The organism is Pseudomonas medicaginis (genome assembly GCF_965119365.1).
In the GTDB taxonomy this organism is placed as follows: domain Bacteria; phylum Pseudomonadota; class Gammaproteobacteria; order Pseudomonadales; family Pseudomonadaceae; genus Aquipseudomonas.
The window spans coordinates 1,494,264-1,516,025 of sequence record NZ_OZ221631.1; the positions used below are offsets into that span (position 1 = coordinate 1,494,264).

Genomic DNA, 21,762 nt, shown 5'->3' on the forward strand with positions numbered 1-21,762 from the left:
CTCGCCACCCCCTCCGAAGGTCGTATCGGGCGCGGGTTCCTCCGACTTTCGGCGGCTTGTGTGGGTCGGGCCTGCTGTGTATCTTGATCAGCCTTTGGCCGTTTGGGCGGTCACGATCCTGTTTTTCGAAGATTGGCCCCACGAGGCGAATCCGAGCGTTTTACATAAAAAAATTGAGGAGCACATCGATGCGCGTCATTCTGCTGGGAGCTCCCGGGGCCGGTAAAGGTACTCAGGCAAAGTTCATCACCGAGAAATTCGGTATCCCGCAAATCTCCACTGGCGACATGCTGCGTGCCGCGGTCAAGGCGGGCACTCCACTGGGCGTTCAAGCCAAGAGCATCATGGATGCCGGCGGCCTGGTGTCGGATGACCTGATCATCGCCCTGGTCCAGGATCGTATCGCTCAACCCGACTGCGCCAATGGGTTCCTGTTCGATGGCTTCCCGCGCACCATTCCCCAGGCTGAAGCCCTGGTGACCGCGGGTGTCGAGTTGGATGCGGTGGTTGAAATTGCCGTTGAAGACGAGGAAATCGTCCAGCGCATTGCCGGCCGACGCGTTCATGAGCCTTCCGGTCGCGTTTACCACACTGTCTACAATCCGCCGAAAACCGAAGGCAAGGATGACGTGACGGGTGAAGACCTGGTGCAACGCAAGGACGACACCGAGGAAACCGTGCGTCATCGCCTGTCGGTCTACCATTCCCAGACCAAGCCGCTGGTGGATTTCTACCAGAAACTGTCGGCTGCCAATGGCAAGCCGAAATACAGCCACATCGAAGGCGTCGGCTCGGTTGAAGCCATCACGGCCAAGGTGCTTGCAGCCTTGAGCTGAAAAGTCTGATCAGTTACGACAACTACGGCCCGCTTGCGGGCCGTAGTTGTTTATACTGGCGCACTTTTTCCCCACCTGATTTACGGACACATCGATGAGCACCTTGCTGGCCCTGGACACCGCGACTGAAGCTTGCTCCGTTGCCTTGCTGCACGACGGCAAGGTCACGAGCCATTACGAGGTGATCCCGCGCCTGCATGCGCAGAAACTGTTGCCGATGATCCAGAAACTGCTGAGCGATGCCGGGACGACCTTGCAGGCAGTGGACGCGATTGCCTTTGGTCGCGGGCCGGGAGCCTTTACCGGCGTGCGCATCGCCATCGGCGTGGTGCAAGGGTTGGCGTTTGCCCTGGAGCGGCCGGTGTTGCCGGTGTCGAACCTGGCGGTGCTGGCCCAACGCGCCTTGCGCGAGCAGGGCGCTCGCCAGGTCGCCGCGGCCATCGATGCGCGCATGGACGAGGTGTATTGGGGCTGCTACCGCGAAACAGACGGCGAGATGCGCCTGGTCGGTGCTGAAGCGGTATTGCCGCCCGAAGCGGCGGCGTTGCCGAGCGGGGCCGACGGTGACTGGTTCGGTGCCGGTACCGGTTGGGGCTACGGCGAGCGCATCGGCGTCAGCCTGACCGGCCAGGACGCCACCTTGCTGCCTCACGCCGAAGACCTGCTGGCCCTGGCCCGCTTCGCCTGGGAGCGTGGCGAAGCCATTCCAGCCGATGATGCGCAGCCGGTGTACCTGCGAGACAAGGTTGCAACCCCCAAGTCCGAGCGCTAATTCGACAGCGACGGGTATTCAAGCGAGCACCGTTGTGGCGAGGGGATTTATCCCCGTTCGAGTGCGCAGCACTCGCTAAATAAGTGCGTGGCCCAACACCGTCGGGGGGCGCTTCGCACCCCAGCGGGGATAAATCCCCTCGCCACAAAAAGCATTCCCTAACATTGGGACTGTTTCATGCACGTCCGGAACCCCTCCCATCCAAAGTCATTTCCTCCCTCAAAAGTCACAGCCGATATTGCCAGTCGTCACTTTTTCAGCCCGTTTTTAAACCTTTTCGACTTTCTGTGCTCTAGTTATCACTTGCGCATTTGCGCGGCTGCGAAAGTGCCGCTAAATTGCCATCATTGATACCGAGCATTCTGTTATGCGTATAGACGGCGTTTCATCCCAGTCCTACCCCATCAAGCGTCGGCCTCGTGCGGGTAAAGCCACTGAGCCGGAAAACTTCGATGACATCGATGGCGACCTGGAATTTCCGTCCGAGGAGCAGCTGGCCGCCCGCGCCGCCAAAGCCTCCGCGCAACGCTTGAGCAATCTCCCCGCCCGTCAGCAAGACATGCTTTATCACCGCGCGATGAGCCGCAGTGTCGCCACGGCCCTGGCGAGCTACCTGAGCACCGCCGGTTTCGTCGATTGGGATATGGAAGTGCTGGGACTCGATCTCTACATCTGATGGCCTTGCCTTACTACCTGGGTTGTCCGTCCTGGAGCGAAAACGCCTGGCGCGACTACCTCTACCCCCAGGACGCGAAAAGCACCGACTTCCTCGATCTCTATTCCCAAGTGTTCAATGCCGTGGAAGGCAATACGACCTTCTACGCCAGCCCGTCAGCGGCCACGGTCCAGCGCTGGGCCGAGATCATGCCCGAGCACTTTCGCTTCACCGCCAAGTTTCCCGGGGACATCAGCCACAATGGCGATTTGCGCGAGCGCCTGACGGCCAGTGAAACCTTCCTGCAACTGCTCAGCCCCTTGGGCGAGCGCGTTGCGCCGTATTGGCTGCAACTGTCCAAGGCCTTCACCCCGAATCGATTAGCGGAACTGGCAGGGTTCATCGACGCCTTGCAGCGCCCCTTGGCCGTGGAGGTCCGGCACGATGAGTTCTTTGCCAAGGGCGACGCCGAACGGCGGCTCAATCGCCTGTTGCTCGATCGTGGTGTCGAACGCATCTGCCTCGATCCCCGGGCCTTGTTCAGTTGCACTTCCCAGGATCCTGCCGTGCTTCATGCACAGTCGAAAAAGCCCCGCGTGCCGCCCCGGCCCGCGGCGTTCACCCAATGCCCGCAAGTGCGCTTCATCGGCCATCCCGTGCTGGAAGCCAACGAGCCGTTCCTGACGCCTTGGGTGGAGAAAATCGCCGGGTGGATCGAAGAAGGGCGTACGCCCTATATCTTCCTGCACACCGCCGACAACCGGCTGGCGGCCAGGCTCGCGCAACGCTTTCACGAGCGCTTGATGAATCGATTGCCTGGCTTGCCAGCCCTGCCTGCGCTATACAGAGAGCCCGCCGCCGAGCAACTGGGTTTGCTCTGAGGCCTACTCCCTCTCTGCTCAGGAGCGAACCACATGGATGCGCAAATCCGTCGAGCCCAGGCGTTCAAGGCCTTGCACGAACGCGAAGGGGCTTTTGTCATTCCCAACCCTTGGGATGCCGGTTCGGCCAAAATGCTGGCCAGCCTTGGCTTTGAAGCCTTGGCGACCACCAGTGCCGGTCACGCCTTTTCCTTGGGCCGACCCGATGGCGCGCTGGGCCTGGAGGACACGTTGGCCAACGTACGGGCGATTGTGGCGGCCACTGACCTGCCGGTGGCCGTCGACCTGGAGAACGGTTTTGCCGATGCCCCCCAGGACTGCGCGCGCAATCTGCTCCGGGCGGCGCAGGCCGGCGCTGTCGGGGGTTCGATCGAGGATGCCACGGGGCGCGAAGACAGCCCGATCTATTGTTTCGACCATGCCGTGGCACGGGTCAAGGCCGCTGCCGAGGCCGTGCGCAGCTTGCCGTACCCCTTCCTGCTGACGGCCCGGGCGGAAAACTTCCTGCACGGCAATCCGGACCTGGACGACACCATTCGCCGCTTGAAGGCCTTCGCCGATGCAGGGGCCGACGTGTTGTACGCACCGGGGCTGAGCAGCGCCGAGCACGTGCTCGCGGTGGTGCAGGCCGTGGCGCCGAAACCGGTGAACGTGTTGATGTCCGGGGCATTGGAGCTGACGGTCGCGCAGTTGAGCGAGTTGGGCGTCAAGCGCATCAGCGTCGGATCGGCGTTGGCCCTGGCCGCGTATGGCGAGTTCTTCCGCGCCGCCGAGGAAATCCAGGCGCAGGGTACGTTCACCTTCACGCGCCGCTCGATGCCGTTCAAGCAGGCCAACCAATTATTCAAGGGTTGATGCCCGAGGCAACGTCGTGCGGTTTTTGAAAGCTCTTGTGGTCGTGGCCCTGCTCGTCGGCGTTGCCGTGCTGGGGGTATGGCGTGGCTGGGTGGTGCTGCCGCCTCAATGGAATCCCTGGGCACCTTTGGACGTCAATCTCGCGCCCAACCTGCTGACTCGCTTCAAGCTCATGGCCCTGCGCAACGATCCGCAGCTATGTGACCAGGCCCTTGCCACCTCGGGCCTGCGCACCGCTCGCCAGGCCGACAGCGGCGCCAATACGACTTGCCCCTTGACCAACGTGTTGAGGGTGCAGGGCGGTGAGGTGGCGCTGAGCAGCAGTTTCCTCGCCAGTTGCCCGCTGGCGGTGGCGTTCGCGCTGTTCGAGCGCCATGCGTTGCAGCCGGCGGCAGTGGCGGCCTATGGGCAGAGAGTGACGCGGGTCGATCACCTGGGCAGTTTCGCCTGCCGCAACATGTACGGGCGTGAGAGCGGCGCACGCAGCCAGCATGCCACCGCCAGCGCCCTGGACATCGCCGGGTTTCGCCTGGCCGACGGGCGCACGATCAGCGTGCTCAGGGACTGGCCCAAGGACACTGCCGATGCGCGCTTTCTGCGTCAGGCCCGGGACGGCGCCTGCGATATGTTCAGTGTGGTCTTGAGTCCGGATTACAACGCGGCGCACCGCAACCATTTTCACCTGGACGTGGGGCCGTGGTGGATCTGTCGCTGATTGAGCGTCAGGCGGCGATGCGCAGGTTCTGCAGCACGATCGGACGTGCCCAGCGGGTGTCGAAGTCCAGTTGTTTCTGTTGCGCCACCAATTCCTCTTCCGGGAAGGGCGGGAATGGCTTGTCCAGCAGGTCGAGTTCGAACTCGGCAATCGGCAGGTGCAAGGGGCGCGGTTGCGGTGCCGGGCCGGGTTCCGGCAGCGGTTGGCCGGCGGTGAGGACGAGTGGGCGAACCCAGTTGCTTTCGAAGGTCTGCTGTTTTTGCTGGGCGGCGATTTCTTCCGCTGGGAACGGTGGGAACGGCTTGTCCAGCAGATCGAGTTCGAATTCGGCGATGGGCAGGAACAGCGGCTCGGGCGGCTTGACCGGGGTTTCGGTCACTTCGCAGGTGCGCTGGCTGACGATGTGTTCCAGCAACTCAGCGCCGAGGGTCGGCTCAACCGCTTCATCGAGGGGCGCTGGCTGGTAGCTGCCAGGCGCCGGTGCGTTATCACCCAGTTGATCGGCCAGGGCCCGGGCAAAAAAATCCTGCCACAGGTGACTGACGCCGCTCAGCGCTTGGGTGTTACGCAGGCTGTAATCGCCGTAAGGGGAGATAACGCCTATCGATGTGGATTGAATGTCTGACATTTTTCTCGGTCGACGCTCAGCTCTGGCAAAATGCCGTTCACCGTTGTTATCGGCCGTTTTTGCCGATCCTTAATTTTTTGAGCATGTTTCCATGAATGAACAACTTCCATGAGCGAGCAACCCGCGGTCTGCCGCATCCATGTCGAGGCCCTGTCACCGGCCTTCCAACCGCAGGCCGAGCACTGGGCCGAGCGGCTTGGCCTGCCTTTGCAAGTGAACGATGGCGAGTTTGCCTTGCAGGTCGGTGAGCACGGGTTGCAATTGCAGCAGTTGGGCCCGGACGCACCAGGGCCGGTGCGGGTGGACTTCGTCGAAGGCGGTGCCGCCCATCGGCGTTTGTACGGTGGCGGCAGCGGCCAGATGATCGCCAAGGCGGTCGGCATTGCCCAAGGTGTGCGTCCGCGGGTGCTCGATGCCACGGCCGGGTTGGGCAAGGATGCGTTTGTGTTGGCCAGCCTGGGCTGCGAGATGAGCTTGATCGAGCGTCAACCGCTGATTGGGGCTCTGCTGGAGGATGGCCTGGCCCGCGCGGCGGAGGATTTCGACGTGGCGCCGATCGTGGCGCGCATGCGTTTGCTCAAGGGCAACTCCATCGAGGTGATGCGCAACTGGGAAGGCGAACCGCCCCAGGTGATCTACCTGGACCCGATGTTTCCCCATCGGGAGAAAACCGCCCTGGTGAAGAAGGAAATGCGCCTGTTCAGGCCCCTGGTGGGCGATGACCCGGACGCCCCCGCGCTGCTCGCCGCGGCCCTGGCCCTGGCGACGCACCGGGTGGTGGTCAAGCGCCCGCGCAAGGCCCCCTGTATCGAAGGGCCGAAGCCGAGCCATGGGCTCGATGGCAAATCCAGCCGGTACGATATCTATCCCAAGAAAGCCCTCAAGCCCTGAGACGGTGTCGCCTGCATCGCGAGCAAGCTCGCTCCCACATTGGATCTGTGTTCATCAAACCCTGTGGGAGCGAGCTTGCTCGCGATGCAGGCCTTGCCAGTCAGCGAAAGGCTACCGGTCGAGCTAAGGCCGATACGCCCGCATGAACAACCCCACCACTTCCTGCACATGAGCCTCGGCAGCTTCCGGTTCCGGGACCGCGCCGCAGCCAGTCAGCAAGCGGAAATTCGTCGCACCCTTGATCAGGCAGAAGAAGTGCTCGGCGGCATTGCGCGGTTTGTCGATGCGCAGGGCACCGCTCTGATTGACCTTGGTCAGCAGCCGCTCCATGCCCGAGAGCATTCGCTGTGGGCCCGCTTCGTAGAAAATCGTCGACAGTTTCGGGTCCTGGCTGCCCAGTGCCATGATCAGCCGATGCAGGTTCAACGACTCATCGCTGTTGATCAGATGGTTGAACCCGCGGGCAATGTTCAGCAGCACGTGTTCGATCGGAACGCCGTCAGGCCATTCGTAGAAGAGCGGCGGCACCTGCTCTTCACATTTGGCCATCACGGCGGCGGAGAACAGCGTCTCCTTGTCGTTGAAATGGCTGTAGACCGTCAGCTTCGAAACTCCCGCTTCGGTGGCGACGGCATCCATGCTGGTATTGGCATAACCCATGCTCACGAACAAGCGTTTAGCCGCATCGAGGATGGCCTGGCGCTTGGCCAGGTCCTTGGGACGACCAGGGCCGCTGGGGAGTGAGGGATTGTTCGACATTTCTTCGCTTTAATACTGGACTGGTGAGTTTGCTATTAATAACATACTCGTCAGTATAATTATTCCAAGCACCATTAGCGAAAGGTCACTCGCCATGTTCCGCTATGCCCTGCCCCTCGCCCTGCCAGTTGCCCTGGCTTTTTTATTGTCTGCGTGCGGTCATGACGAGCCGGTGCCCGCCGCCGTGCGTCCCGCCATGGTGGTCAAGCCCGAGCCGTCGGCCCAGGCGACGGACAGTTACCCCGGCGAGGTACGGGCCCGTTTCGAGCCTGAGCTGGCCTTTCGCATTGGCGGCAAGGTGAGCCGACGACTGGTAGAAGAGGGGCAGCGGGTCAAGGCCAATCAACCTCTGGCCGAGCTCGATCCCGAGGACGTGCGCCTGCAACTGGAAGCGACCCGTGCCCAGGTCGCCGCCGCCGAGGCCAACCTGAACCTGGTTCGCGCCGAGCGTGACCGCTACAAAACCTTGATGGAGCGGCAGATGGTCAGCCGCTCCCAGTACGACAACGCCGAAAACCTCTATCGCTCCGGCGCCGCGCGACTCAAGCAGATCAAGGCCGAGTTCGATGTCGCCAACAACCAGGCCAGCTATTCGGTGCTGCGTGCGCCCCAGGATGGCGTGGTGGCCCGGCGTTCGGTGGAAGTCGGGCAGGTGGTCTCGGCCGGGCAAACGGTCTTCACCCTGGCCACGGACGGTGAACGTGAGGTGTTGATCAGCCTGCCGGAGCAGGGGTTCGGTCGGTTCAAGATCGGCCAGGCGGTGTCGGTCGAACTGTGGAGCCAGCCCGACCAGCGTTTCAGCGGGCATATTCGCGAACTGTCGCCCGCCGCCGACCCCAAGTCCCGCACCTTTGCCGCTCGCGTAGCCTTCACGGCTGGCAGCGTTCCGGCCGAGCTGGGCCAAAGCGCGCGGGTGTTTATCCAGACCGCCGACAAGGTGGCGCTGTCGGTGCCCTTGTCGGCCCTGACGGCTGAAAACGGTGCGACGTACGTCTGGGTGGTCAACGCCGACAATACCTTGAAAAAAGTCCCGGTGCGGGTCGGCGCCTTCGGCGAAAAGACCGTGCCGGTGCTGGAAGGCCTCAGCCCCGATGACTGGGTGGTGGCGGCCGGCGTGCATGTGCTCCTCGACGGCCAGCAGGTGCGGCCAGTGGATCGCTCCAACCGCGTGGTCAACCTGACGGCCAAGGAGTAATCCAGGATGGGTTTCAATCTTTCCGAATGGGCGCTGCGTAACCGCCAGATCGTCCTGTTCCTGATGCTGTTGCTAGCCATCGTTGGCGCACTTTCCTACACCAAGCTTGGCCAAAGCGAAGACCCACCGTTCACCTTCAAGGCCATGGTGATCCGCACCAACTGGCCGGGCGCCACGGCCGAGGAAGTTTCGCGCCAAGTCACTGAGCGCATCGAAAAGAAGCTGATGGAAACCGGTGACTACGAGAGGATCGTCTCGTTCTCCCGGCCGGGGGAATCCCAGGTGACCTTCATGGCCCGGGACTCCCTGCATTCGGCGCAGATTCCCGAACTGTGGTACCAGTTGCGCAAGAAAATCGGCGATATCCGCCACACCTTGCCGCCGGGTATCCAGGGGCCGTTTTTCAACGACGAATTCGGCACCACCTTCGGCAATATCTACGCGTTGACCGGCGACGGTTTCGACTACGCCGTGCTCAAGGACTACGCCGATCGCATCCAGCTCCAGCTCCAGCGGGTCAAGGACGTGGGCAAGGTCGAACTGCTCGGCTTGCAGGACGAGAAGATCTGGATCGAGTTGTCGAACGTGAAGCTGGCGACCCTCGGCCTGCCCCTGGCGGCGGTCCAGCAGGCCCTTGAAGAGCAGAACACGGTCTCCACCGCAGGCTTCTTCGAAACCGGCAGCGAGCGATTGCAGCTACGGGTTTCGGGGAATTTCCAGAGCGTGGAAGAGATCCGCAACTTCCCGATCCGGGTCGGTGATCGTACGTTCCGTATCAGCGACCTGGCGGACGTGCGCCGCGGTTTCAACGACCCGCCGGCACCACGCATGCGCTTCATGGGCGAGGACGCCATCGGCCTGGCCGTGGCAATGAAGGAAGGCGGGGACATCCTGATCCTGGGCAAGGCCCTTGAGGTCGACTTCGCCCGTCTCCAGAACACCCTGCCGGCCGGCATGCAATTGCGCAAGGTGTCGGACCAGCCGGCGGCGGTGAAGACCGGGGTGGGGGAGTTCGTCCAGGTGTTGGTGGAAGCGCTGACGATCGTGTTGCTGGTGAGCTTCTTCTCCCTCGGGCTGCGCACCGGGATGGTGGTGGCCCTGGCGATCCCGCTGGTGCTGGCGATGACGTTCGCCGCGATGTATTACCTGGGAATCGGCCTGCACAAGATTTCCCTCGGCGCGCTGGTATTGGCCCTGGGGCTGCTGGTGGACGACGCGATCATTGCGGTGGAAATGATGGCGATCAAGATGGAGCAGGGTTTCGACCGGATCAGGGCCGCCAGCTTTGCCTGGACCAGCACCGCATTCCCGATGCTCACCGGTACGTTGATCACGGCGGCGGGCTTCCTGCCGATCGCCACCGCGCAATCGGGCACCGGCGAATACACCCGTTCGATTTTCCAGGTCGTGACCCTGGCGTTGCTGGCATCCTGGGTGGCCGCTGTGGTGTTCGTGCCCTACCTGGGGGAAAAGCTCCTGCCGGACCTGGCGAAAATTCATGCAGCCAAACATGGCACGACTGACGGTGAGACCGACCCTTACGGCACGCCGTTCTATCAGCGTGTCCGGCGAATGGTGGAGTGGTGCGTGCGTCGCCGCAAAACCGTCATCCTGCTGACCGTACTGTTGTTCGTGGGCTCGGTGGTGTTGTTCCGTTTCGTGCCGCAGCAGTTTTTTCCGGCATCGGGGCGGCTGGAGCTGATGGTCGACTTGAAGCTGCAGGAAGGCGCCTCCCTGAGTAATACCGCCGAGCAGGTCAAGCGCCTGGAAGCGCTGCTCAAGGACCATGCCGGCATCGACAACTACGTGGCCTATGTGGGCACCGGTTCACCGCGCTTCTACCTGCCACTCGACCAACAACTGCCGGCCTCCAGCTTTGCCCAGTTCGTGGTGCTGGCCAAGACCATCGAAGACCGCGAGCCTTTGCGCAGTTGGTTGATCACGACCCTGAACGAACAATTCCCGACCCTGCGCTCGCGGGTCACGCGCCTGGAAAACGGTCCTCCGGTCGGCTATCCGGTGCAGTTCCGCGTCACGGGTGAACACATCGAAGAAGTCCGGGCCCTGGCGCGGAAAGTGGCGACGAAGGTTCGCGAAAATCCCTACGTGGTCAATGTGCATTTGGACTGGGAAGAACCCAGCAAAGTGGTGTACTTGAACGTCGATCAGGACCGCGCCCGGGCCTTGGGCGTCAGCACCACCGACCTGGCGAGTTTCCTGCGCAGTTCCCTCACCGGCTCCAGCGTCAGCCAGTACCGGGAAGACAACGAACTGATCGAAATCCTGCTGCGCGGCACCGTTCATGAGCGCACCGAGCTGTCGTTGCTGCCGAGCCTGGCGGTGCCGACCGACAACGGCAAGAGCGTTGCCTTGTCGCAGATCGCGACCCTGGAATACGGCTTCGAAGAGGGGGTGATCTGGCACCGCAACCGCCTGCCGAGCGTGACCGTACGGGCCGATATCTACGGCAAGGAACAACCCGCGACCCTGGTGCAGCAGATTTTTCCTACCCTGGACCCGATTCGCGCCGAACTGCCGGACGGTTACTTGTTGGAAGTGGGCGGTACGGTGGAGGATTCGGCCCGCGGCCAGAAATCGGTGAACGCCGGTGTGCCATTGTTCATCGTTGTGGTGCTGACGTTGCTGATGCTGCAATTGCGCAGTTTCTCCCGCACGGCCATGGTGTTCCTCACCGCGCCCCTGGGGTTGATCGGCGTCACGTTGTTCCTGCTGGTGTTCCGCCAGCCGTTCGGTTTCGTCGCCATGCTCGGGACGATCGCTCTGTCGGGGATGATCATGCGCAATTCGGTGATCCTGGTGGACCAGATCGAACAGGACATCAAGGCCGGGCTGGCGCCCTGGCAGGCAATCATCGAAGCCACGGTGCGGCGCTTCCGCCCGATCGTGCTCACTGCACTGGCTGCGGTGCTGGCGATGATCCCGCTGTCGCGTAGCCTGTTCTTCGGGCCGATGGCCGTGGCGATCATGGGTGGCTTGATCGTGGCCACGGCGTTGACGCTGTTGTTTTTGCCGGCGTTGTACGCGGCTTGGTTCCGGGTCAAGAAAACCTGATCAATAGGGAGTACACCGAACCTGTGGCGAGGGGATTTATCCCCGCTGGGCTGCGCAGCAGCCCCCAAACCAGACAACTCGGTGTGTCAGGAAGATTGAGTTCGCTGCTTTAGGACTGCTTCGCAGCCCAGCGGGGATAAATCCCCTCGCCACAGGGTGCTTTGCGCTGAGTTAAAGGGTGCCGAACACCTTCTTCGCCAAACTGGTCGCCGCGGCTGCCGGGTTCTGGCGAATGGTGGCTTCCTGCTTGCCGATCATCTCGAACAACCCGTCCAGCGCCTGTTCGGTCACGTAGTTTTCGATGTTGGCGCTCTTGGCGTCCAGCACGCCGAAGGTGGCGGCCTGTCCGGCGAAGGCATTGTATTTCTGGGCTAGGCCGACCTTGTCGGTGGCTTGCTTGACGATGGGCAGGAACTTGGCGCGGATCTGCTCGCGGCTGCTCTTGTTCAGGTACTGCGTGGCCGAGTCGTTGCCGCCGCTCAAGATGCCCTTGGCATCGCTCACGCTCATGTTCTTCACGGCATTGACCAGGATCGGCTGGGCCTGGACCACGGCAGCTTCGGCGGCCTGGTTCATGCTGGTTTCCAGTTGTTCGACCTGCTCACCCATGCCGAAGGCTTTCATCTTGCTGGCGACCTTGCCCAGCTTGCCTGGCAGTTCGATCTTCACGTCCGGGTTGTTGCTGAAGCCGCCGGGTGTGCCCAGTTGCTTGACCGCCACCTGCGCGCCTTGGGTCAAGGCGTCCTTGAGACCGCCCGTGGCATCTTGTTGCGACAGGTCGCCCAGGGACAGGGCCACGGCATTGGCGCAGATCAACAGGCCCGCGCACAGGCTGGTGAAACGGAGGGTAGAGCGGAACATGATGGCGTCCTTGAAGAAAAGTGGAAAACAGAATCAGCGAGCGGCGTTGACGCGGATCTTCAACGGCTGCGGATCCTTGCCATCGAGTTGCACGGCGTGTTGTTCGGTGGTGATGAACATCAACTGGCCGTCCACTTCGATGCGGGCGCTCACGGCATAACGATGGCCGGGCTTGACCTGTGCTGGATCATAACTGAGGTGGAACGGCAGCGGGACCTGGCCTTTGACCGGGCCGCTGTGTTCGTCAAGCACCACCGCCGGGGCGTCGGCCAGGGAAACGTCTTGCAGGCTCACGCGCAAGGTCGCGTTGGGCGGCAGGGCAATGCGTTGCAGGTAGAAGACTTCGCCATCGAGGGATGCGGAGGGGGGTGTTGTCGATTGGCAAGCGGCCAGTAAGGCCATGGATGCAAGCAGGGCGAGTTTTTTCATGGGAAGCACCTGGCTCATTGACGCCAGCCACACGGGCGTCAATGAGCATTTTTAGCGGATTTGCGTCCAAGCGTCCCGACGTAACGTCGCGGCTCAGGCGTCGAGCGCGGGCGCTTGAACAGTTTCTGCCAGCGATGCTGGCGCCAGGCTCAGGGGGATGTCAACGTGTTGATCGCCGCCATCCCAGGTGAAGGCCTGTTCGGTATCAAGAAAAACAGCGGTGTCGCCTCGGTACGCCTGGGCCTTGACCGAGAGCAGCTCGCCTACGGACGTCATTTCGGGGTCGATCTGGAAGCGATACTGCCAAGGCTGCTGGAGGGGCTCCCTTGGCGCCACGTTGGAGCCCTGGCCGCCACTGGCGCTGATCTGCACGCCGGCTGCATTTCGAACACTGACTTCGGCGCGGGCGGCTTCCGGGAGTTGATAGCCTTTGGGCAGATGCAGGGTGAGGGTGACGATGTTCATGTTGAATTCCTTTTCAATACGTCGACATTGACGTGGGCCCCATCCTAGAGGCCTGCACCAAAGTTCTCTGTAGGTCTTTTCTTCGTTTGATGTCGCCTTGGCCGCTGCGCAGCGTCGGAGTACGCCTGGCGATTCACCGATGCGCTCATCGGAACCCTTCCCTGTTCACGGTGAGTGCATCGGCAAATATCACAGGTCGGGGCTGACGGCGACCTCCGCCGCGTCTTCACTGCGATGCAGCGCCACCTGGCGGATCGACAGGCGAATTTCCGCCGGCAGCACCCGCTTGGCCGCGCCTTCGGCCAGTTCGCCCAGCAGTTCGTGGTAGCTGAGCTTGCCGGCCTCGTCGCGGCGCAGGACATCGAGGTCCAGCATCGTCTGGATGAAATGGCGGAACAGGCTCTTGTCGAAGAATTCCGGCGCATTGAGGCCATGCAGGATCGACAGACGCTGGGCCATGACGGTGCAGAGGTCTTCCAGCTCTTCGGCGCTGATGGTGTTCTGGCCGCTGTTGAGCAGCAGCGAGACGGTCATGTAGAAGCGCTGCAAGGTCTGGGCGATGCTCTTGGACAGCAGGGTCAGCAGCACGAAGTGCCGTGAACTCGGCGCCGGACGCAGGTACAGGTCGTTTTCGAAACGTAGCAGGCCCTGTTCGACGAACGCGTCGAGCCACTGGTCGACCACGCCGTCCAGGTCTTCCAGCGACCAGCGAATGAACAACTCCGATTGCAGGTACGGGTACAACGCATGGGTGTAGCGCAGGATCTGCTCGCGGCTCATGCGCGAGCTGCTCTGGAAGAAGCTCGCCAGCAACGCCGGCAGGGCGAAGATGTGCAGCACGTTGTTGCGGTAGTAAGTCATCAGCACCGCGTTCTGCTCGTCCAGGTACAGGATCTTGCCCAGGGCATCGTTCTGTTCCGACAGCAGGTCCATGCCTTTTACGTGCTCGATCAGCGCTCGGCCATCGCCTTCGGGCAGGGTGGTGTGGGGCGAGTACGGGACCTTGCGCAACAACGCCAGGTACAGGTCGAGCACGCGAGCCATGGCGCGGTCGTCCAGGGCCAGGCGACTGGTGGAGAGCAGCGCCAGGGCGACGAGGTTGACCGGGTTGATGGCCGCGGCTTCGTTCAGGTGCCGGGCCACACGCTCGCCGAGGCGGTGGGTGGTCGCATTGAGCCAGGCCGGTTTGAATTGCGGGCCCAGTTCCTGTTGGCGCCAATCCGGTTGTTCGCCGTCGAGAAATTCCGCCAGCTTGATCGGTTCGCCGAAGTTCACCGCCACTTGGCCGAAGCGCTGCTTGAGGGCGCCGATGACCTTGAAGATGTCGAAGATCGATTCTTTCTTCTTGCTGGCCCCCCGCAGTTCGCCCAGGTAGGTGCGGCCTTCCAGTACGCGCTCATAACCGATGTAGACCGGCACGAACACGATGGGCATGCGCGACGAGCGCAGGAAGCTGCGCAGGGTGATGGCGAGCATACCGGTCTTGGGTTGCAGCATGCGCCCGGTGCGCGAGCGCCCGCCCTCGACGAAGTACTCAACCGGAAAGCCTTTGGTGAACAGCGTGTGCAGGTATTCGTTGAACACCGCGGTGTAGAGCGGGTTGCCCTTGAAGGTGCGGCGCATGAAGAACGCCCCGCCACGGCGCAACAGGCCGCCAATCACCGGCATGTTGAGGTTGATGCCAGCAGCGATGTGCGGTGGTGTCAGGCCGTTGCGAAAGAGCAGGTACGACAGCAACAGGTAGTCGATGTGGCTGCGATGGCACGGCACATAAATGACTTCGTGGCCTGGGGCGATCTTCTGGACGCCTTCGATGTGGTTGACCTTGATGCCGTCATAGATCTTGTTCCAGAACCAGCTCAGCACCACTTCCAGGAACCGGATCGCGGTGTAGGTGTAGTCCGAGGCGATCTCGTTGCCGTAGCGCAGGGCCTGGGCCTTGGCTTTTTCCGGGGAGATCTTTTCCCGCTCGGCTTCCTCGGCAATCGCCTGCTTGACCAGTGGCTGGTTCACCAGGCCCTTGACCAGGTTGCGCCGGTGGGAGATGTCGGGGCCGATGACCGCTGCTTTCAAATTGCGGAAGTGCACCCGCAGGATCCGCTGGGCCATGCGCACTGTGCGTTCGTGGCCCTTGTCGTGTTCGATCAGCTCGCGCAGATGAATCGGCGCGGAGAATTGCACGCGGGTCTTGCGCCCCAGGATCATGATGCTCAACAGGCGACGCAGGCGCCCGGTGACGGCCCAGCTGTCGGCGAACAACAGCTTCCAGGGGCTGGATTCGCTGTCGGGCGACTGTCCCCAGAATACGCTGACCGGGATGATCTGGGCGTCTTCGGCGGCATTGTGGGTCAGGGTGTTGACCAGCCGCGTCAGGGTAGGCGGGGCGCCGCGCTTGTCCTGGCGCCCGATCCAGTCCGGGGCGGGCGTCAGGTAGAAAAACGCCGCCGGTTCCAGCAGGTTGCCCACCGAGACCGGCAGCACCGGACGGGGCAGGCCGGCCTTGGTGCATTCGGTGTCGAGCACCGCCAGGTCGGTGAGCGATGGATCTTGCAGGACGTAGAACACCGGACGGCTGCGGTCGAGGTTGAGGGTGAAGGACGACTGGTTGATGGTCTCGGAGCGAACCCAGAGGTACAACAGTCGGCGCAGGGTGCCAAACACAAGACGGCGGAACGGGGAGCGGGTCATACGGCTTCTGCATGAGTGGATAAAACCGAGCGGCTGCTCGGGCCCGCTAGTGTGCCGGATTCATCGAAAATCGGCAAAAAAGCGCCGAAGTAAAGTCAGTTGAGAGTTTTCTCGGGTGTCATATACTCGGCCAGTATCCGCCACGGCCTCCCTCATGGAGGGCCGGACGGTGGCTAACGTTCGTACGGCTTTCCTTCGAAAAGCCGACTCAAAAAATAAAATCGGGAGTGAGCATCATGGCAGCACGGGAAACCGGCAGTGTGAAGTGGTTCAACGACGCCAAGGGGTACGGCTTCATCCAGCGTGAAGGCGGCGCGGACGTGTTCGTGCATTACCGAGCCATCCGTGGTGAAGGCCACCGTTCACTGACCGAAGGCCAGCAGGTCGAGTACGCGGTCGTGGAAGGGCAGAAGGGTTTGCAGGCTGAGGATGTGGTGGGGTTGTAACCCGCATTCACTGCGTACACAAAAAACATTGTGGGAGCGAGCTTGCTCGCGATAGCGGTGTGTCAGTCACTTCTAACTCTGGCTGATCTACCGCTATCGCGAGCAAGCTCGCTCCCACAGTTTTGAATGGGGTGTCCACATATTTCGTGCCCGCCACACATTCCCTGTGGGAACTGTGGTGGGCCTTGGGCCGAGTCAGGCCGTCTTCCAGGTAATCTCTTCTTCCCCATCGGCGCTGATGCGAATCCAGCGATCGGCCGACTCCTCACCTTCTTCCTCGACCCACGACCCAGGCGCGCAGCGCACTTCGACGTTCAGTGCGGCGAAGGCGGCGCGGGCGCAGGCGATGTCGTCTTCCCACGGGGTCTGGTCGCTTTCCAGGTACAGGCTGTTCCATTTGCCCACGGCCTTGGGCAGCCAGGTCACCGGAATGTTGCCGGCCTTGCACTTGTAGGTCTGGCCTTTCTGGACCCAGTCGCTGCACGGGCCCAGCGCCTGGCCGAGCCAGGCGGCGATGGCCTTGTGGTCGACGTCGGCGTCTTTGAGGTAAATCTCGATATCGGGTTGGCGCATGGATGTCCTCGCTGCGGTCTTGAAAAATCCATTCGCGGATTTAACGGGGCCCGAGCGGTTGCCCGGGACCGGAATCAAAAGGTTATTGAAGAACGAAATAATCGTAGCGCATCGACACCGTGACCTGGAACGGCTCGGCCTGCTCGATCACGCTGGCACGGCGTTCGGCACTGGCGCGCCAGCCGTGGGGCGTCATGGCCAGGAGGTTGGCGCGGTCCTGGCCACTGTTGAGGGTCAGCTTGAATTCGAGGGTTTCGCTGTGATCCAGCACCATGCCCGGCGGCACCAGGGCCAGGTGCTTGTCGTCGGTGTATTCGCGCACTTCGTCGTACAGGCGTTCGCGCAATTCCATCAGGTGGCCGGCGGTGGGGCCGACTTTCATCAAGCCGCCGCCGGGGCTGAGCAGGCGCTTGGCTTCCTGCCAGTCCAGCGGGCTGAACACGCTGGCCAGGAACTGGCAGCAGCCGTCCGCCAGCGGCACCCGGGCCATGCTGGCGATCAACCAGGTCAGCTGCGGGTTGCGTTTGCAGGCGCGCTTGACTGCCTCGCGGGAGATATCCAGGGCGTAGCCATCGGCCTGGGGCAACGCCTCGGCGATCTGTGCGGTGTAGTAACCCTCGCCGCAGCCGATGTCCAGCCAGCGCCCGGGCGCACGCTCGGCGGCCAGTTCCGCCAGGCGCCGGGCGACCGGGGCGTAGTGCCCAGCGTTGAGGAAGTCGCGGCGGGCCTCGACCATCGCCTGGTTGTCGCCGGGGTCGCGGCTGTTCTTGTGCTGCACCGGCAGCAGGTTCAGGTAACCCTGCCGCGCGCGGTCGAAGCGGTGGCCGGCCGGGCATGCCACGCCGTTGTCCACCGCGTTCAGCGGTTCACTGCAGATCGGGCAGGCGAGCATCAGGCGAGCAACTTGATCAGCGTCTTGTAGTAGATCTCGGTCAGCACGTCGAGATCGGCGGCCAGCACGCGTTCGTTGACCTGGTGGATGGTCGCGTTGACCGGCCCCAGCTCCACCACCTGCGTGCCCATGGTGGCGATGAAACGACCGTCGGACGTGCCACCGCTGGTGGACGCCTGGGTTTCGCGGCCGGTAACGTCCTTGATGCTCGACGATACGGCGTCGAGCAGCGCGCCCGGTTCGGTGAGGAACGGTAGGCCGGACAGTGCCCAGTCGATGTGCCAGTCCAGCTGATGCTTGTCGAGGATGTCGGCAACGCGCTGTTGCAGGCCTTCGACGGTGGATTCGGTGGAGAAGCGGAAATTGAAGACCGCCTCCAGGTCACCCGGGATCACGTTGGTCGCGCCGGTGCCGGAATTGAGGTTGGAAATCTGGAAACTGGTCGGCGGGAAGAAGTCGTTGCCGTGGTCCCAATGCTCGGCGGCCAATTCGGCCAAGGCGGGCGCGGCGAGGTGGATCGGGTTCTTCGCCAGGTGTGGATAAGCCACGTGACCTTGCTTGCCGCGCACGGTCAGTTTTGCGCCGAGGGAACCGCGACGGCCGTTCTTGACCACATCGCCCACCAACGTGGTGCTCGACGGTTCGCCGACGATGCACCAGTCCAGGCGTTCCTGGCGGGCCTTGAGGCGTTCGACCACGGCTTTGGTGCCGTGGTGGGCCGGGCCTTCTTCATCGCTGGTGATCAGGAAGGTCAGCGAGCCCTTGTGGTCCGGGTAGTCGGCGACGAACCGCTCGGCCGCCACCACCATTGCCGCCAGGCTGCCCTTCATGTCCGCCGCGCCACGGCCGCAGAGCATGCCCTGATCGTCGATGACGGCATCGAACGGGTCGAGCTGCCAGGCCTGCACCGGCCCGGTCGGCACCACGTCGGTGTGCCCGGCGAAACACAGCACAGGGCCTTCCTGCTTGCCGTGGCTGGCCCAGAAGTTATCCACATCCTCGATGCGCATCGGCTCGAGCGTAAAGCCCGCGTTGCCCAGGCGCTGCATCATCAATTTCTGGCAATCGGCATCCACCGGCGTCACGGACGGACGGCGGATCAGGTCGCAGGCGAGTTGCAGGGTCGGCGAGAGGTCGGCGTGGGCCGTCATGGAAACTCCGGGAATATAGTGTGAACGCAAGGCTTGTGCAGGCGCGGGTTGGCTCGCGCAAAATGGCGGTTATCTTATAGCAAAACGACCGTCATTGGCCCAAGTATGCCGACAGTGTGTGACACAGAACCTGTGGGAGCGAGCTTGCTCGCGATGGCGGTGGATCAGTCGATACTCTATTGACTGGACTGACGCCATCGCGAGCAAGCTCGCTCCCACAAGGGGGAATTGGTGGGATTCAATTCGCGAACGGCTCGAATTGCCACGGCAAAGCCCTATAATGCGCGCCGGTTTTTGGGGTAATGGTCATGAGTACAGAAGATCCACGGTTTGCCGGCATCGCCCGTTTGTATGGCATCGAAGGCCTGGAGCGCCTGCGGGCGGCCCATGTGGCCATTGTCGGCGTCGGTGGCGTCGGTTCCTGGGCGGCGGAAGCCATCGCCCGTTGCGGCGTGGGCGAGATCTCGCTGTTCGACCTGGATGATGTCTGCGTCAGCAACGCCAACCGTCAGTTGCACGCCCTGGACAGCACTGTTGGCAAGCCCAAGGTCGAGGTGATGGCCGAGCGGTTGCGCGGGATCAACCCCGACTGCACCGTGCACGCGGTGGCCGACTTTGTCACCCGCGAGACCATGGCCGAATACATCACGCCGAACATCGACTGCGTGATCGACTGCATCGACAGCGTCAACGCCAAGGCTGCGCTGATCGCCTGGTGCAAGCGCCGCAAGATCCAGATCATCACCACTGGCGGCGCGGGCGGGCAGATCGACCCGACGTTGATCCAGGTCTGCGACCTCAACCGTACGTTCAACGACCCTCTGGCCTCCAAGGTGCGCTCCACCCTGCGCCGCGACTACGGTTTCTCCCGCACCGTGACCCGCCACTACAGTGTGCCGTGCGTGTTCTCCACCGAACAATTGCGCTACCCGAAACCGGACGGCAGCATTTGCTTGCAGAAGAGTTTTGTCGGCGACGGCGTCAAGCTCGACTGCGCCGGAGGGTTTGGCGCGGTGATGATGGTCACTGCGACGTTTGGCATGGTCGCGGCGACCAAGGCTGTGGATAAGATCGTGGCGGGTGTTCGGCGGCCGGCTGACAGGCTAAAGAGCCTGCAGTAACGGCTTTTGTGGCGAGGGGATTTATCCCCGCTGGGCTGCGAAGCGGCCCCTTGCAGCTGTGAGCTCAATCCTCTTGGCATACCGAGTTGCCTGGTTTGGGGGCCGCTTCGCAGCCCAACGGGGATAAATCCCCTCGCCACAATCACTGCGCCAGTTGGCGCATCCGCTGCAACACCGCATTCAACCCGTTACTGCGCGACGGCGACAGCTGTCGCGACAATCCCAGCTCGCTGAACCAGCCCGGCAAGTCAACCTGTTGCAACTCGGCGGTGGATAACCCATTGACCCGCGCGAGCAGCAACGCCACCAGCCCACGGATCAACCGCGCATCGCTGCTGGCATAAAACTGCCAGTGCCCGTCGTGCAACTGTCCCACCAGCCACACCTGACTTTCACAACCGTGGACCAGGTTGGCCTCGCACTTGTCCTCGTCACTCAGCGGCGGCAGGCGCTCTCCCCATTGCATCAGCAGTCGGGCGCGTTGCTCCCAACCTGACGCGTCCTGGAAAATCTGCAGCGCGGCGGCGGCCTCGGCCGGCAGGTTCATCGCAGCATCTCCAGGGCATGGTCCAGGGCTTCGAAGAAGCGCTCGATGTCGGCGGAGTCGTTGTACAGCGCCAGCGACACGCGAATCGCCCCGGACAGCTTCAAATGCTTGAACAGCGGCATCGCGCAGTGATGCCCGGCACGCACGGCGATGCCTTGTTCAGTCAGCAGGTGCGCCAGGTCGGCATTGTGGATGCCTTCGACCACGAAACTGACCAGGGCCAGGCGTGGGTTGCCCACCAGGCGCACGCCGTTGCGGGCCAGCAAGCCGTGCAGCAGATAGTCATGCAGCGCCGCCTCATGCTCGATGACCGCGTGTGGGTCGAGGCCGGACAGGTAGTCCAGGGTCGCCCCCAGCCCGATCACACTGGCGATCGGCGGCGTGCCGGCTTCGAAGCCCAGCGGCGCCGGACGGAAGGTGGCGCTGTGGTAGTCGGCCTGTTGCACCATTTCGCCGCCGAACTGCCAATGGTGCAGCTTGCCAAGGGCTTCGGTACGGCCAAACAGCACGCCCAGCCCGTCGGGGCCATAGAGTTTGTGGCTGGAAAACACATAAAAGTCGCAGCCCAGGGCCTCCATGTCGTGGCGGCCATGGACCACGCCCTGGGCGCCGTCGATCACCGTCAGCGCGCCCTGGGCCTTGGCCAGCGCCAACAGCGCCGGCACGGGCTGCCAGGCCCCCAGCACATTGGATAACTGGCTCACCGCCAGCAAGCGTGTACGCGGACCGATCAGGTCGGCGGCCGCGACAGGATCGATCACGCCATCGGCGTCCAGTGGCAACACCACCAGGGTCAACGAACGACGCTCGGCCAGTTGCTGCCACGGCAGCAGGTTGGCGTGGTGTTCCAGGGCGCTGATAACGATCTCGTCGCCCGGGTTGAATAAATGTTCCAGCCCATAGGCCAGCAGGTTCAGCGCCGAAGTGGCGCCGTGGGTGAAGATCACCTGCCCGCAGTTCCCGGCGTTGAGCCATTGTGAAACCTTGAGGCGGCTGTCCTCGAACGCCTGGGTGGCATGGGCCCCCGGTAAATGTTGCGCACGGTGCACGTTGGCCGCGCCATTGGCGTAGTAATGCGCCAGGGCATCCAACAGGGCTTGGGGTTTTTGCGTGGTGGCGGCGCTGTCCAGGTAGGTCTGGCCTTGCCGTTGCAGGGCGGCGATGGCCGGAAAATCGGCGCGCCAGGGGGATTGGATCAACATGCTTTCGGGCCCTGCTGGAATGACGCCGGACCCTGTGGGAACGGGATTTTTTTTGTGGGAGCCAAGCTTGCTCGCGATGGCAGCGACACGGTTTAACTGCAAGACCGCGTCATCGTTCATCGCGAGCA

At 62.7% G+C, this 21,762-nt stretch carries 22 protein-coding genes; 11 read left to right on the plus strand and 11 right to left on the minus strand.

Going from position 1 to position 21,762, the window contains the following annotated elements:
* Positions 1–188 precede the first annotated feature (188 nt).
* The 6 genes from adk (at position 189) to ACMTA2_RS06515 (ending at position 4,714) form a co-directional block, all read left to right on the plus strand.
* Positions 189–836: an adenylate kinase gene (gene adk, locus ACMTA2_RS06490; protein ID WP_413794182.1), complete on the plus strand. Its 648-nt coding sequence runs from the start codon at positions 189–191 to the stop codon at positions 834–836.
* A gap of 94 nt (positions 837–930) precedes the next feature.
* On the plus strand, positions 931–1,608 hold the full coding sequence (gene tsaB / locus ACMTA2_RS06495) for a tRNA (adenosine(37)-N6)-threonylcarbamoyltransferase complex dimerization subunit type 1 TsaB (protein WP_413794183.1): 678 nt from the start codon (positions 931–933) through the stop codon (positions 1,606–1,608).
* A gap of 367 nt (positions 1,609–1,975) precedes the next feature.
* Complete coding sequence (locus ACMTA2_RS06500) at positions 1,976–2,284, plus strand: hypothetical protein (protein ID WP_413794184.1); 309 nt, start codon at positions 1,976–1,978, stop codon at positions 2,282–2,284.
* A complete protein-coding gene (locus ACMTA2_RS06505; protein WP_413794185.1) occupies positions 2,284–3,144 on the plus strand; it encodes a DUF72 domain-containing protein in 861 nt (286 codons plus the stop codon). The genes ACMTA2_RS06500 and ACMTA2_RS06505 overlap by 1 nt, the downstream gene beginning before the upstream one ends.
* Before the next feature lie 33 nt (positions 3,145–3,177).
* Positions 3,178–3,999 carry an isocitrate lyase/PEP mutase family protein gene (locus tag ACMTA2_RS06510; protein WP_413794186.1) on the plus strand — a complete coding sequence of 274 codons (822 nt, stop codon included), beginning with the start codon at positions 3,178–3,180 and terminating at the stop codon, positions 3,997–3,999.
* A gap of 16 nt (positions 4,000–4,015) precedes the next feature.
* Positions 4,016–4,714, plus strand: coding sequence for an extensin-like domain-containing protein (locus tag ACMTA2_RS06515; RefSeq protein WP_413794187.1), 699 nt, complete (start codon positions 4,016–4,018; stop codon positions 4,712–4,714).
* 7 nt (positions 4,715–4,721) lie between these two features.
* On the opposite strand, the gene ACMTA2_RS06520 is transcribed toward ACMTA2_RS06515, so the two are convergent.
* Positions 4,722–5,342: an energy transducer TonB gene (locus ACMTA2_RS06520; protein WP_413794188.1), complete on the minus strand. Its 621-nt coding sequence runs from the start codon at positions 5,340–5,342 to the stop codon at positions 4,722–4,724.
* Between the two features lie 108 nt (positions 5,343–5,450).
* On the opposite strand from ACMTA2_RS06520, the gene ACMTA2_RS06525 reads away from it, so the two are divergent.
* On the plus strand, positions 5,451–6,233 hold the full coding sequence (locus ACMTA2_RS06525) for a class I SAM-dependent methyltransferase (protein WP_413794189.1): 783 nt from the start codon (positions 5,451–5,453) through the stop codon (positions 6,231–6,233).
* Positions 6,234–6,356: 123 nt separating this feature from the next.
* Here ACMTA2_RS06525 and ACMTA2_RS06530 read toward each other — a convergent pair whose 3' ends face one another.
* A complete protein-coding gene (locus ACMTA2_RS06530; protein ID WP_413794190.1) occupies positions 6,357–6,992 on the minus strand; it encodes a TetR/AcrR family transcriptional regulator in 636 nt (211 codons plus the stop codon).
* A 94-nt stretch (positions 6,993–7,086) separates the two neighbouring features.
* On the opposite strand from ACMTA2_RS06530, the gene ACMTA2_RS06535 reads away from it, so the two are divergent.
* Together ACMTA2_RS06535 and ACMTA2_RS06540 are read left to right on the plus strand one after the other, a co-directional pair.
* A complete protein-coding gene (locus ACMTA2_RS06535; protein WP_413794191.1) occupies positions 7,087–8,187 on the plus strand; it encodes an efflux RND transporter periplasmic adaptor subunit in 1,101 nt (366 codons plus the stop codon).
* Positions 8,188–8,193: 6 nt separating this feature from the next.
* The gene (locus tag ACMTA2_RS06540; RefSeq protein ID WP_413794192.1) at positions 8,194–11,259 is read left to right on the plus strand and encodes an efflux RND transporter permease subunit; all 3,066 of its coding nucleotides are present in this window, start codon (positions 8,194–8,196) and stop codon (positions 11,257–11,259) included.
* Between the two features lie 171 nt (positions 11,260–11,430).
* Here the strand turns inward: ACMTA2_RS06540 and ACMTA2_RS06545 are convergent, their stop codons facing one another.
* The 4 genes from ACMTA2_RS06545 to plsB form a co-directional block, all read right to left on the minus strand.
* Positions 11,431–12,120, minus strand: coding sequence for a DUF4197 domain-containing protein (locus ACMTA2_RS06545; protein ID WP_413794193.1), 690 nt, complete (start codon positions 12,118–12,120; stop codon positions 11,431–11,433).
* 33 nt (positions 12,121–12,153) lie between these two features.
* Positions 12,154–12,549: a YbaY family lipoprotein gene (locus ACMTA2_RS06550; protein ID WP_413794194.1), complete on the minus strand. Its 396-nt coding sequence runs from the start codon at positions 12,547–12,549 to the stop codon at positions 12,154–12,156.
* A gap of 93 nt (positions 12,550–12,642) precedes the next feature.
* Positions 12,643–13,014: a hypothetical protein gene (locus tag ACMTA2_RS06555; protein WP_413794195.1), complete on the minus strand. Its 372-nt coding sequence runs from the start codon at positions 13,012–13,014 to the stop codon at positions 12,643–12,645.
* Between the two features lie 189 nt (positions 13,015–13,203).
* Positions 13,204–15,702: a glycerol-3-phosphate 1-O-acyltransferase PlsB gene (plsB, locus tag ACMTA2_RS06560; RefSeq protein ID WP_413794196.1), complete on the minus strand. Its 2,499-nt coding sequence runs from the start codon at positions 15,700–15,702 to the stop codon at positions 13,204–13,206.
* 236 nt (positions 15,703–15,938) lie between these two features.
* On the opposite strand from plsB, the gene ACMTA2_RS06565 reads away from it, so the two are divergent.
* Positions 15,939–16,148: a cold shock domain-containing protein gene (locus tag ACMTA2_RS06565; RefSeq protein WP_003198198.1), complete on the plus strand. Its 210-nt coding sequence runs from the start codon at positions 15,939–15,941 to the stop codon at positions 16,146–16,148.
* Positions 16,149–16,343: 195 nt separating this feature from the next.
* Here the strand turns inward: ACMTA2_RS06565 and ACMTA2_RS06570 are convergent, their stop codons facing one another.
* From ACMTA2_RS06570 to dapE, 3 genes are all read right to left on the minus strand, one after another.
* On the minus strand, positions 16,344–16,721 hold the full coding sequence (locus ACMTA2_RS06570) for a hypothetical protein (protein ID WP_003198200.1): 378 nt from the start codon (positions 16,719–16,721) through the stop codon (positions 16,344–16,346).
* Between the two features lie 82 nt (positions 16,722–16,803).
* On the minus strand, positions 16,804–17,613 hold the full coding sequence (locus ACMTA2_RS06575; RefSeq protein WP_413794197.1) for a putative RNA methyltransferase: 810 nt from the start codon (positions 17,611–17,613) through the stop codon (positions 16,804–16,806).
* The gene (dapE, locus tag ACMTA2_RS06580; protein WP_413794198.1) at positions 17,613–18,764 is read right to left on the minus strand and encodes a succinyl-diaminopimelate desuccinylase; all 1,152 of its coding nucleotides are present in this window, start codon (positions 18,762–18,764) and stop codon (positions 17,613–17,615) included. Before dapE ends, ACMTA2_RS06575 begins: the two co-directional genes overlap by 1 nt.
* Positions 18,765–19,072: 308 nt before the next feature.
* Here dapE and tcdA point away from each other — a divergent pair, with 308 nt between their 5' ends.
* A complete protein-coding gene (tcdA, locus tag ACMTA2_RS06585; protein ID WP_413794199.1) occupies positions 19,073–19,885 on the plus strand; it encodes a tRNA cyclic N6-threonylcarbamoyladenosine(37) synthase TcdA in 813 nt (270 codons plus the stop codon).
* A gap of 142 nt (positions 19,886–20,027) precedes the next feature.
* Here the strand turns inward: tcdA and ACMTA2_RS06590 are convergent, their stop codons facing one another.
* Both ACMTA2_RS06590 and ACMTA2_RS06595 read right to left on the minus strand, forming a co-directional pair.
* Entirely contained in the window at positions 20,028–20,432 is a 405-nt protein-coding gene (locus tag ACMTA2_RS06590) for a SufE family protein (protein ID WP_413794200.1), read from the minus strand.
* Entirely contained in the window at positions 20,429–21,634 is a 1,206-nt protein-coding gene (locus tag ACMTA2_RS06595) for an aminotransferase class V-fold PLP-dependent enzyme (RefSeq protein WP_413794201.1), read from the minus strand. The genes ACMTA2_RS06590 and ACMTA2_RS06595 overlap by 4 nt, the downstream gene beginning before the upstream one ends.
* Positions 21,635–21,762 lie beyond the last annotated feature (128 nt).